The 12209-nt window shown below is 68.3% G+C and carries 10 protein-coding genes; 3 read left to right on the top strand and 7 right to left on the bottom strand.

Translation table 11 applies throughout. The features are described 5' to 3' along the window. Positions 1-215: 215 nt before the first annotated feature. Positions 216-1577 (top strand): NAD-dependent succinate-semialdehyde dehydrogenase, encoded by a 1362-nt coding sequence (locus WBN46_RS02595; protein ID WP_337730186.1) that lies wholly within the window; start codon positions 216-218, stop codon positions 1575-1577. 155 nt (positions 1578-1732) lie between these two features. After that, a complete protein-coding gene (locus WBN46_RS02590; protein ID WP_337730185.1) occupies positions 1733-2593 on the top strand; it encodes a pirin family protein in 861 nt (286 codons plus the stop codon). Positions 2594-2638: 45 nt separating this feature from the next. Here WBN46_RS02590 and WBN46_RS02585 read toward each other — a convergent pair whose 3' ends face one another. From WBN46_RS02585 to WBN46_RS02565, 5 genes are all read right to left on the bottom strand, one after another. Further along, positions 2639-3100: a hypothetical protein gene (locus WBN46_RS02585; protein ID WP_337730184.1), complete on the bottom strand. Its 462-nt coding sequence runs from the start codon at positions 3098-3100 to the stop codon at positions 2639-2641. 246 nt (positions 3101-3346) lie between these two features. Next, entirely contained in the window at positions 3347-4069 is a 723-nt protein-coding gene (gene aqpZ / locus WBN46_RS02580; RefSeq protein WP_142123942.1) for an aquaporin Z, read from the bottom strand. A gap of 148 nt (positions 4070-4217) precedes the next feature. Beyond that, the gene (locus WBN46_RS02575) at positions 4218-5081 is read right to left on the bottom strand and encodes a pirin family protein (protein WP_337730183.1); all 864 of its coding nucleotides are present in this window, start codon (positions 5079-5081) and stop codon (positions 4218-4220) included. Between the two features lie 123 nt (positions 5082-5204). Beyond that, positions 5205-5870, bottom strand: coding sequence for a deoxyribonuclease V (nfi, locus tag WBN46_RS02570; protein ID WP_337730182.1), 666 nt, complete (start codon positions 5868-5870; stop codon positions 5205-5207). Beyond that, positions 5867-6430: a histidine phosphatase family protein gene (locus WBN46_RS02565; RefSeq protein WP_337730181.1), complete on the bottom strand. Its 564-nt coding sequence runs from the start codon at positions 6428-6430 to the stop codon at positions 5867-5869. Before WBN46_RS02565 ends, nfi begins: the two co-directional genes overlap by 4 nt. A gap of 80 nt (positions 6431-6510) precedes the next feature. On the opposite strand from WBN46_RS02565, the gene WBN46_RS02560 reads away from it, so the two are divergent. Continuing rightward, positions 6511-8082, top strand: coding sequence for a phospholipase D family protein (locus WBN46_RS02560; RefSeq protein ID WP_337730180.1), 1572 nt, complete (start codon positions 6511-6513; stop codon positions 8080-8082). Between the two features lie 147 nt (positions 8083-8229). Here the strand turns inward: WBN46_RS02560 and mfd are convergent, their stop codons facing one another. Together mfd and WBN46_RS02550 are read right to left on the bottom strand one after the other, a co-directional pair. Next, positions 8230-11817: a transcription-repair coupling factor gene (gene mfd / locus WBN46_RS02555; RefSeq protein ID WP_337730179.1), complete on the bottom strand. Its 3588-nt coding sequence runs from the start codon at positions 11815-11817 to the stop codon at positions 8230-8232. Between the two features lie 104 nt (positions 11818-11921). After that, positions 11922-12194, bottom strand: coding sequence for a DUF4242 domain-containing protein (locus tag WBN46_RS02550; protein ID WP_337730178.1), 273 nt, complete (start codon positions 12192-12194; stop codon positions 11922-11924). Positions 12195-12209: the final 15 nt, after the last annotated feature.

Genomic DNA, 12209 nt, shown 5'->3' with positions numbered 1-12209 from the left:
GCTTGCCCGTCATCCCAGCGTACGCTGGGATCCAACTTGCTTCTGTCTGGGATCCTGCGGGACTGCGCGAAAGTCAGAATGGATCCCAGCTTGCGCTGGGATGACGGGGTGGGAGTGCGAGGGCGTGGCAAGCGGGACCCGCCACGGCGGCGTAACGCCGCGGCTCGCAGAATACACTCGGCTTTTTCCACGCATCACGACATCGAACGAACGCCATGACCATCGAAACCGTCAATCCCGCGACAGGACAGGTCGAGTACCGCCACGAACTGATGACTTCCGCGCAGATCGATGCCGTGCTGGCGGCGTCGCAGCAGGCGTTCCCGGCCTGGGCAGCGCTGTCGCTCGCCGAGCGGGGCAAGGTGCTGCGTGCGATCGGGGCCGAACTGCGCCGTCGCCGCGATGACATCCAGCGCACCATGACGGCCGAGATGGGCAAGCTGCGCAAGGAAGCCCTGGCCGAAGTCGACAAGTGTGCCGGCGCTTGCGATTACTATGCCGACCACGCGGCCGACTACCTGCAGGACCAGCCTGTCGCCACCGATGGCCAGCGCAGTTACGTGCGCTACGAACCCATCGGCTGCGTGCTGGCGGTGATGCCGTGGAATTTTCCCATCTGGCAGGTCTTCCGCTTCCTCGCGCCTGCCTTGATGGCCGGCAACGTGGCCGTGCTCAAGCACGCGAGCAACGTGCCGCGCTGCGCCGACATCATCGGCGAGGTGCTGGCGACCGCCGGCTTGCCTGCGGGCGTGTTCGGTGTGCTGCACATCGACAACGACCAGGCAGCCGAGGTGATCCGCGATGCGCGCGTGGCCGCCGTGACGTTGACCGGCAGCGAACGCGCCGGACGCTCCGTGGCATCCAACGCCGGCAGCCAGTTGAAGAAGAGCGTGATGGAGCTCGGTGGCAGCGACGCCTTCATCGTGCTGGACGATGCCGACCTGGAGAAAACAGTGGCCGGCGCTGTCGCGTCGCGCTTCGGCAACGCGGGCCAGACCTGCATCGCGGCCAAGCGCTTCATCGTGCAGGACGCGATCGCGGACGAATTCGTGAAGCGCTTCGTCGAGGCGTCATCGAAGCTGCAGCTCGGCGATCCCCAGGACGAGGCCACCACGCTGGCACCGATGGCGCGCCAGGACTTGCGCGATGAACTGCACAAGCAGGTGCAGGCCAGCGTGTCGAAGGGCGCGAAGGTGCTGCTGGGCGGCGAGCCCGATGCGTCGCATGCGGGCTATCCGGCGTCGATCCTCGATGCCGTGGTGCCGGGCATGCCCGCCTACGAAGAGGAACTGTTCGGCCCGGTCGCCAGCATCCTGCGCGTCAGGGACGATGCCGAAGCCGTGCGCGTGGCCAACGACACCACGTTCGGCCTGGGCGCCAGCGTGTGGACGAAGGACGTGGAGCGCGGCGACCGCATCGCACGTCAGCTGCAGGTGGGCGCGGCCTTCGTCAACGCGATCGTGCGCAGCGATGTGCGCCTGCCGTTCGGCGGCACCAAGCGCTCGGGATTCGGTCGCGAGCTGGCCGGGCATGGCATCCACGAGTTCATGAACATCAAGTCGGTCTACGTGGCCTGACCTGCGTGGTGGAGCCGGGCTTGCCCGGCTCCGTCTTGGTCGAGAAAGCCCCTCCTGCAGCGGGCATGCCATCGGTGGAACGGATGGTTACGTGGGTTGCCGTTCCTAAGCCGCCATGCCGGTGCCATCTTGTCGGCAGTTGAACTGGAGGCACCATGAACACTCTGACCGACACCACGCCCGCCCGGGTGATCCGCACGATCCGCGGCCGACCCACGTCCGATGGCGCGGGCGTCAAGTTGACGCGCGTGATCGGCGGCCCCGACCTGCCGGACCTCGATCCGTTCCTGCTGCTGGATGAGTTCGGCACGGACAAGGCCGAGGACTACCTCGCCGGTTTCCCCGAGCATCCGCACCGTGGCTTCGAGACCGTCACCTACATGCTGGACGGCCGCATGCGCCATCGCGACAACCACGGCAACGAGGGCCTGCTGACGCCGGGCGCGGTGCAGTGGATGACGGCGGGCCGGGGCCTGGTGCATTCGGAGATGCCCGAGCAGGAGTCCGGGCGGATGCGCGGGTTCCAGTTGTGGGTGAACCTGCCGGCACGTGACAAGATGACGGCGCCGAAGTACCAGGAGTTCGCACCCGAGAAGATCCCGGTTGCGCACCCGGCCAAGGGCATCGACGTGAAGGTGATCGCCGGTGCTGTCGGCGATACGCAGGGACCGATCTCGCAACCGGCCACCGATCCGGTGTACCTCGACATCGCGCTGCAGCCGGGACATGCGTGGGAGTACACGCTGCCCGTCGGTCACAACGCGTTCGCCTATGTGTTCGAGGGTGCGGTGACGGTGGGCGAGGGCGACGAAGCCCGCCCGCTGGACACGCACGAGATGGGGGTGCTGGGCGGTGGCGACACGCTGCAGGTGCGTGCCGGCAGCCAGCCGGCACGGCTGATCCTGGTGGCGGGCCGGCCGCTGCGCGAACCGGTCATGCGGCATGGTCCCTTCGTGATGAACACGCGGCAGGAACTGATGCAGGCTTTCGTCGACTTCCAGGAAGGCCGGTTCTGACGCGAAGGGCGGCATGCCTTCCCGTCGAGGATGCCGCCGGCGGCGTCAGTTGCCGGCGGACAGCTGCGCGCTGGCCGCACGCACGTCGAGTTGCTGGGCCAGCGAAATCATCGAGCTGAGTTCCTGCGCGGAGTCCGCGTTGATCCAGACCTGCGCGTACTGGTCGTCGCCGAGTTCGACCACGGTGATGCGGCGGGATGCCATGGCCGGTGTGGTTTCCTGTCCGCCCAGGTCCAGCTTGTACCAGTAGATCTCCTCGCCGGAGAACGTGCTCTCTTCTTCGCGCAGGCGCCGTTCCAGGCGGATCTTCGGATCGCGCGAGGTCAGCATCACGTTCAGTACCTGGCGTCCATCGGCGGTGATCGCCTTGCAGGCAATGAAGCTGGCATCGGCGCGCTGCTCCCACTGCAGGCCGGCGCTGGCGGGCAGGGTGGGGCACGAGGGTGCAGCCTGCGCCCACGCGGAGGCGGAAAAGAGGCCAAGGCAAACAGCAATCACGGTCTTCATGGATATCCCCTGGGTGGAGCGCCCCGGTAGGCGGAGCCAACTCGTCCGCGCGTCGTGGCAGGCCGCGTGCGGCCGCTGCGTAATCCCCTGGCATTCCACGACGTCGGCTGCCGTTTTCCCCCGGCAGTTGACCCGACCATAGCCCATGCTGCGTCGCAAAACAACGCAAGCGATGGCCGAACGGCGACACCCGTCACGCCGCGGGTCGGGCCTGTGCCCGGTGGTTCCGGGCACAGGCGGCAGGGCTCAGTCGCGATCCCGTCCCATCCAGCCGTAGAGCATGCCGCCGATCAGGCCGCCCAGGATCGGGGCCAGCCAGAACAGCCACAGCTGCCCGATGGCCGCCGGACCGGCGAACAACGCCACTGCGGTGGAGCGTGCCGGGTTCACCGACGTATTGGTGACCGGGATGCTGATCAGGTGGATCAGGGTCAGCGCCAAACCGATCGCGATCGGTGCGAAGCCGGCGGGCGCGCGTCCATGGGTCGAACCCATGATGACGATCAGGAAGAACGCCGTGAGCACCACTTCGGTCAGGAATGCCGCCGCCACCGAGTAACCGCCGGGCGACATCGCGCCATAGCCGTTGCTGGCGAATGCGCCCGCCGCGTTCGGATCGACCGCGAAGGCCGGATTGCCGCTGGCGATCTGCCACAGGATGAAGCCGGCCGCGAGGCCGCCGAGCACCTGCGCCACGATGTACGGCACCAGGTCCTTGACCGGGAACCGGCCACCCGCCCACAGCCCGAAACTCACCGCAGGATTGAAGTGACCGCCCGAGATATGGCCGAACGCGTACGCGCCTGTCAGCACGGTCAGGCCGAACGCCAGTGCCACGCCGAGAAAGCCGATGCCGAGCGGGTTGCCGTCACCGCCGAAATGGGCTGCCAGTACCGCGCTGCCGCAGCCGCCCAGCACCAACCAGAATGTCCCCAGGAACTCCGCTGCGAGCTTCTTTGCCAGACTCATGCCAACCCCCATCGGTGTGCGTCCCGTCACATGACGGTGCGCGCACGATAGCGGAAGCCGCTCGCTGCAAGTGTTTGCTTTGCGTTATGCCGGGCGCATTCAAACGGCAATGAAGGAAGTGTCACATTCGCCGCGCGTGCGGGGTCCATCAGCGTTCGGGCAGGGGAATGAACTCGGTTTCGCCAGGGACATGGCCGAAGCGACCGTCCAGCCAGTCCTGCTTGGCCTGTTCGATGCGCTCCTTCGAACTGGAGACGAAGTTCCACCAGATATGGCGGGGCGCGTCGAGCGGTTCGCCGCCCATCAGCAGGCCCTTGAGCGGTGTCTTCGCGCGCAGCACCGGTCGGGTGCCACGGTCGAACACCACCAGGTGCTTCTCCGGGATGTCGGCGCCGTCCACCTGGGCGTCGCCTTCCAGGATGTAGAGCGCGCGTTCGGCGTGGCCGTTGTCGATCTCCAGTTCCGCGTCCGGCTGCAGGTCTACGGCGACATTGAACGTACCGCTGAATACCTTCACCGGTGACTCTTCCCCATACGCATGGCCGGCGATGACGCGCAACCGGACGCCCGGGCGTTCCAGCACCGGCAGCGTGGCCGCCGTGTGGTGGTGGAACTCGGGCGCGACCTCTTCGTACGACGTCGGCAGTGCCACCCAGGTCTGCATGCCGTGCACCGTGTGCTGGCCGGTGCGGATATCCACCGGCGTGCGTTCGGAGTGGGCGATGCCGCGGCCGGCGGTCATCCAGTTGACGTCGCCGGGCGTGATCACCTGTTCCGAACCCAGCGTGTCCTTGTGGTTGATCGCGCCGGACCAGAGGAACGTCACCGTGGCCAGGCCGATGTGCGGATGCGGGCGGACATCGATGCCGCGCCCGGGCTCGAACACCGCCGGCCCCATGTGGTCGACGAATACGAACGGCCCCACACTGCGGGCCTGCAGGCTGGGTACCGCGCGGCGCACATTGAAGCCGCCGCCGAGGTCGTGCACGCGGGGAGCGATGATCGTGGTCATGGGGGCGTCCTGATCGGGGTGGGCGGAAGCATCGCACGCGGGGCCGTGGCGCCGGCAGACGATACGGAAACGATCCGTTGCAGCGCATCCCCCATCAAGGGCATGAGCCGACGCCGGTCGCCGTCAGTCCCGTCGCGATGCCAGCCGGTCGGCCAGCCGCGTGGGTTCGGGCAGGCGATAGCCCCGCAAGGTCCGCAGAACGCCGTCGAGCGCGCCCTGCATCGACACCCGGTGGCCGGGCGAAACGATCAGCGGATTGCAACGCAGCTTGCTGCGCAGTGCCCAGCCGATCTGCTCGCCACGATGGATGAGCGGCGTGCGCTCACCGGGCGCCGCGCCGAGTGCATCGTGCTTGCCGCACAGCACGTTCTTCGCCACGCCGATGCTGGGCAGTCCGGTCACCACGCCGAAATGCGCGGCGATGCCCAGCCGGCGCGGATGCGCGATGCCCTGGCCATCGATGAAGGCGAGATCCGGCGCGTGCGGCAGGCGTTCCAGCGCCGCCACCAGCGCGGGCAGTTCGCGGAAGCTCAGCAGGCCGGGGACGTAGGGCATGGAGGTGGGGACGCGCACCACCTCCGATGCGACGGGTTGCAGCGTGTCGGCGGCGAGCAGCACGGCAGCGGCGCGCGTGATGGCGCCTTCGTCTTCGAAACCGACATCGAATCCCGCCAGCCAGCGTGGTACCTCGGGCCTGTCGTCGCGCAGCACGACTTCCGCCGCCAGCAGCTCCTGCAGCCGGCGTGCGTGCGCGATGCTGCCATCCCAGTCGCCGAACAGGGCCTTCATCGCGCGGTCGGTGCGCCGTAGCGCTGCACCTCGAGGGTTGCCGGCCGATCGGCATGCACACGGACGATGGAGACGCGGTCGTACTCCGTCTCGTCCATCGGCGCTGTGGCGCATCCGCACAAGGCCGCGACCAGGTCGGGCACGGTATTGCTGTGGCCCACCACCAGCACGGTGCCGGCGCGATGCCGCTGTTTCCACTGCGCGGCGACTTCACCGGCCGGGCCACGCGCGTAGTACGCCTCTACCGGCAATCCGTGGGCGGTGGCGGCCGGATGCGCGGTCTGGCGGGTGCGGCGGAACTCGGTGGCATACACCGCGACGAGCGGGACATCGTGCAGGCGTTGGGCCAGTGCATCGGCGCGGGCCAGGCCGGCGGCGGAGAGACTCGGATTCTCCGGGTCGTCGGTGGCCTTTTCGGCGTGCCGCACCACGATGAAGGTCAGGGGGGCCGAGGCGGCCTCCCGCGCCGGTCCGGAAGCGCAGGCAGCGAGCAACGGGAGCATGAGCAGCAGGGCGAAAAAGCGGAGCAGGTACGGCAGGCGCATGGCAATCCCGGACATGACGGAAGCATCGAGCGTGCAACGGTGGGCAGGACCGCGCAAGCGGTGTCCTCACACGGCTGCGGCTACGATAGGGCTCCATGCGTGAAGAAGGGGGCACCATGCGCAGGTGGTTGCGTCGGCTGGGTATCCTGCTGCTGATCCTGGTGGTGGCGTCGTGCACGGCGCTGTACAGCTACGGAAGGTTCGCGGAGGCCGCGCGCGGGCCTGCCTCGATGTCGCTGCCGATCGCCGCCGATGCCACGCCGCTGGACCGCGCCATCGCGCCCTTGCTGCGCGAGCATCCGGGGCGGAGCGGGATGGCCCTGTTGCAGGACAACCTGGACGCCTTCACCGTGCGTGCCGCCACGGCGCGCGCGGCAGGCCGCAGCCTGGACCTGCAGTACTACATCTGGAACCAGGACTTCACCGGCAACCTGCTGAGCTACGAGGCCCTGCGCGCGGCCGATCGCGGCGTGCGCGTGCGCCTGCTGCTGGACGACATGACCGCGCATGGCAAGGATTCCCAGCTCGCCGCACTGGATGCACATGCCAACATCGAGGTGCGCCTGTTCAATCCCTCGCGCAGCCGTGCCGGCGTGCTGGGCCGTGCCAGCGAGATGCTGTTGCGCCCGGTCAGCATGAACCGCCGCATGCACAACAAGGCCTGGATTGCCGATGGACGCGTGGCGGTCGTGGGTGGCCGCAACGTGGGCGACGAGTATTTCGACGCCGCCGCGCAGACCAATTTTCTCGATCTGGATGCGGTCCTCATCGGACCTGCGGTCGCGCAGGCATCGGCGATCTTCGACGACTTCTGGAACAGCGCCTCGGTCATTCCACTCGCAGCGCTGACGACCGCGGAGAAGGGCGCGCTGGAGCGGCTGCGCGAGAACGGCGATGCCGGGTATGCGTCCGCACAGGCGGGCGACTACGTGGCGAGGTTGCGGCGTTCCCCCGGCGTCCGCGCGCTGGTGGGAGGCACCACGCTGCACTGGCTGGATGACGTGGGTGTGTATTCCGATCCCGCCTCCAAGGGCCAGGGGGAAGGACAGGGCCAGTGGCTGGTCCATCGGCTGGGCAGGGCGATGGGCGAGGCCAAGCGCCAGCTGCGGGTGATCTCGCCGTACTTCGTGCCGGGCGACGAAGGTGCGCGCTGGCTGGTGGCCAGGCGCGCGCAGGGCGTGGACGTCGGCGTGCTGACGAACTCGCTTGCCGCCAACGACGTCATGGCCGTGCATGGGGGTTACGCACCCTATCGCGTAGCGTTGCTGGAAGGCGGGGTGACGTTGTTCGAGCTGATGCCGCATGGCGAACAGGACAGCAGCCTGTTCGGTTCCAGCGGTGCCAGCCTGCATACGAAGGCGTTCGTCGTGGACGATGACGCCGGCTTCATCGGTTCCTTCAACCTCGACCCGCGCTCGGTCAACCTCAATACCGAGATGGGCGTGCTGTTCCGCGATCGCGGTGCCGCGGCCGCGCTGCTGCGCAGCTACCAGGCCAAGATCGCACCCGACCGGAGTTATCGCGTGTCCCTGAAAGATGGCGCGCTGCGCTGGGAGGACGCGTCCACGCAGCCGCCGAAGGTGTGGGAGCGTGAACCGGAAGCCAGCGCGTGGCGCCGATGGGTGGCGCGCGCCGTCGGCTGGCTGCCGATCGAATCGCAGCTGTAGCGCCAGGGTCGCACGCGGCCGCGACGGATTGCATCGCCTCACCCCCGCAGCAGGGGCTTCAGCCCCGATGCTTCTTCCTGCGTCGTCGTCCCTCACCTGACCGGAAAAAATCGGGGCTGGAGCCCCTCCTGCAAAGGCCAATTCGCATCACACCGCCAGGGTGGTCAGCAATGCCTTGGCCGCATTGAAGCGGTCGGGCGCGTCCGGCAGCGGCACCTTGATGCGCAGCTTGTCCGGACCCTCCATCGTGTAGAGCTTGGGTTGCTTCTGGATCAGCTGGATCACGGCCATCGGGTCGATCTTCGGCTTGGCCTCGAACACGATGCGGCCGCCATGCTCGCCGAGTTCCAGCTTGCGTATGCCCATCTCGTTCGCGGCGAGTTTCAGTTCCGCCGTGGCGAACAGGTACTTGGCCGGATCCGGCAGCAGGCCGAAGCGGTCGATCATCTCCACCTGCAGGTCGCGCAGTTCGTCCTTGTCGCGCGCGCTGCTGATGCGCTTGTACAGCGTCAGGCGCGAGTGCACGTCGGGCAGGTAGTCGTCCGGGATCAACGACGGCACGTTCAACTCGACCTCGGCGCCGCGGCGCTCCTGGCCCAGGTCCACGTCGGGCAGGTGGCCGGCCTTGATCGAACGCACCGCGCGCTCGAGCAGTTCGGTGTACAGGCTGAAGCCCACCTCGGCCATCTGGCCGCTCTGGTCCTCGCCCAGCAGTTCACCGGCGCCGCGGATTTCAAGATCGTGCGTGGCCAGCGTGAAGCCGGCGCCCAGTTCGTCCATCGAGGCGATGGCTTCCAGCCGGCGTTGCGCATCGGCCGTGATGCTGCGCTTGTCCGGCACCACGAGGTACGCGTAGCTGCGGTGGTGCGAACGGCCGACGCGCCCGCGCAACTGGTGCAGCTGCGCCAGGCCGAACTTGTCGGCGCGGTTCATGATGATGGTGTTGGCGTTGGGAATGTCGATGCCGGACTCGATGATGGTCGTGCACAGCAGCACGTTGAAGCGCTGCTTCTGGAAATCCAGCATCACCTGTTCCAGCTCGCGTTCGGGCATCTGCCCGTGCGCGACGCCGATGCGTGCTTCCGGCACCAGCTCCTGCAGCTCGCGCTGCATGCGGCCGATGCTCTCCACGTCATTGTGCAGGAAGTACACCTGGCCACCGCGCGCGAGTTCGCGCTGGAACGCCTCCTTCAGCATGGCCGCGTCCCACGGCGTGACGAAGGTCTGCACCGCCATGCGGTTGGCCGGTGGGGTGGCGATGATGGACAGGTCGCGCAGGCCGGCCATCGCCATGTTGAGCGTGCGCGGGATAGGCGTGGCGGTCAGCGTCAGCAGGTGCACGTTCGCGCGCAACGCCTTCAGCGCTTCCTTCTGGCGCACGCCGAACCGCTGCTCCTCGTCCACGATCACCAGCCCGAGGTCCTTGAACTTCACGTCCGACTGCAGCAGGCGATGCGTGCCGACGATGACGTCCAGCTTGCCTTCCGCCAGGCGGTCGAGTTCGGCCTTGATCTCCTTGGTGGTCTTGAAGCGCGACAGGACCTCCACTTTCAGCGGCCAGTCGGCGAAGCGGTCGCGGAAGTTGCGGTAGTGCTGCTCGGCCAGCAGCGTGGTCGGCACCAGCACCGCCACCTGCTTGCCGGCGCTGGCCGCAGCGAAGGCGGCGCGCACGGCCACCTCGGTCTTGCCGAAGCCGACGTCGCCGCAGACCACGCGGTCCATCGGCTGGCTGCTGGCCAGGTCGCGGATGACCGCTTCGATGGCATGGTGCTGGTCGGGCGTCTCCTCGAACGGAAAGCCCGCCGCGAACGGCTCGTACATCGCGCGATCCAGGTGCAGCGCCAGGCCGGCGCGGGCCTGCCGGCGCGCCTGGATCTCGAGCAGCTCGGCGGCCACGTCGCGCACCTTCTCCGCCGCCTTCTTCTTCGCCCTGGCCCAGGCTTCGCCCCCGAGCGAATGCAGCGGTGCCGTTTCCACCGACGCGCCCGAGTAACGGCTGATCAGGTGCAACTGCGCGACCGGCACGTACAGGCGATCGCCCTTGGCGTATTCGATCTCGAGGAACTCGCCCGGCATGCCGCCCACGTCCATCGCGATCAGGCCGCGATAACGGCCCACGCCATGATCCTCGTGGACGATGGGCGCGCCCTCGGTCAGCTCGCCGAGGTCGCGGATGATCGCTTCCGGTTCGCGGCCGGTGCGCTTGCGCCGGTGCGCCTGGGTGGCGCGCTCGGGGAACAGCTGGCGTTCGGTGAGTACCGCGATGCGCGGATCGTCCAGCGCGAAGCCATCGGCGAGCGGCGCTACCGCGATGGCGAAGCGAGGAAGCCCCTCTCCCTGCGGGAGAGGGGTTGGGGTGAGGGTGCGCGACGTGCGCGATGATTCAGTTGCCGGCGCCTTCGCCGCACCCTCATCCGGCGCTTCGCGCCACCTTCTCCCGGCGGGAGAAGGGAGAAAGGCGCTGAAGTCTGCCACCACGTCAGGTTTCAACTCCGCCGCCTGCAGGACCTCAAGCAGCGCTTCGCGACGGCCGGGCGAGTCGGCGGCGATCAGCACGCGGCCCGGGTAGTGGCCGAGGAACGATTTCAGCGCGTCGCCCGCAGGCGCGTCCTTCGCCGCGACCGGCAGCGGCGGCAACGGCTGGTCGCCCAGCGGCAGCGCATCGGCGTACCGGCTGTGCTGCGCGCCGCAGACCTCGATGCGCGCACGCCGGTTGAGCTGCTCGCGCAGGCCGTCCGGTGACAGGTACAGCTCGTCCGGCGGCAGCAGCGGGCGCTCGATGTCGTGGCGGCGCTGCTCGTAGCGGTTGCGGGTCTGTGCCCAGAAGGCCTCGGCGGCTTCACCGAAGCCGTCGGTGAGCACGGGCAGCGTGTTTTCCTGCAGGTAGTCGAACAGCGTGGAGGTCTGGTCGAAGAACAGCGGCAGGTAGTACTCCACGCCCGCCGGTGCCAGCCCGGACTTCAGATCCTGGTACAGGGCACTGCGGCGCGTGTCCACGTCGAAGCGGTCGCGCAGCAGCGTCATCGCGCGCTCCACCGAACGCTCGTCCAGGGGTACTTCGCGCCCGGGCAGCAATTGCACGGCATCGGTCCTGTCGAGCGAGCGCTGGCTTTCCGGATCGAAATGGCGGATCGAGTCGATGCTGTCGTCCAGCAGTTCGATCCGCAGCGGCGCCTCCGCGCCCATCGGATAGACATCCAGCAGGCCGCCACGCACGGCGAAGTCGCCCGGGTCCAGTACCTGTGGCACGTGCCGGTAGCTGGCCGCTTCGAGCCGGCGCTTTTCGGCGTCGAAGTCCAGGCGCTGGCCGACCCGATAGTCGAAGCTGCCGCCGACGATGTGGCGCAGCGGCGACAGGCGCTGCATCAGCGTCTGCACAGGAACGACCACGATCGCGCGCGACAGCGTCGGCAGGCGGTGCAGCGCGGACAGGCGCTGCGACACGATGTCGGGGTGCGGGCTGAACTGGTCGTACGGCAGCGTCTCCCAGTCCGGGAACGGCACCACCGGCACGTCGGCCGCGATGCCCAGCAGCGTGTGCAGGTCCGCTTCCAGCTGGTGCGCCTCGTGGTTGTCGCGCGCGACCACCAGCACCGGGCCGGCATGCGCACGCGCGGCTGCGGCGATGGACCAGGCCAGCGCGGTGGGCGACGCGGGCGCGCGCCACCAGGCGCGGGATTGGCCGCCACGAGGCAGGGGCGGAGCGGGCAGGGAAGGTTTCTTGGTATCGGTCATGGGTACACAAAACAGCGGCAGCGCCGGACACCGTGGGGTGCCCAGCGCGAAGGGAGGTGGAGTTTACCAAGCGCGCGCCGGCCGGCCGTCACGCCCGGCTGGGGTCACTCGGCGGTCAGGGGGTCGATCACCTGCGTCACCGCGGAAATGCGGTTGGCCGGAAACCCGCCGAGGCGTGCGTGTTCGCGGACCAGTGCTTCGCTGGGCGCGCGGTAGACGCAGTAGATCTTGTCGTCGGTGACGTAGCTGTGTTCCCACTGCACCTGCGGGCCGAGTTCGTCCAGCACGCTGCACGACTTCTGCGCGACCGTCCTGAGCTCGGCCGGCGTCATCAGGCCGGCGCCTTCGATATCGCGTTCGATCAGGTAGCGGGGCATGGCGGATTCCTCGGC

Source organism: Pseudoxanthomonas sp. CCNWLW251 (assembly GCF_037402255.1).
In the GTDB taxonomy this organism is placed as follows: domain Bacteria; phylum Pseudomonadota; class Gammaproteobacteria; order Xanthomonadales; family Xanthomonadaceae; genus Pseudoxanthomonas_A.
Note: the sequence above shows the minus strand (reverse complement) of the source record. Positions and strands in the feature narration are given on the sequence as shown.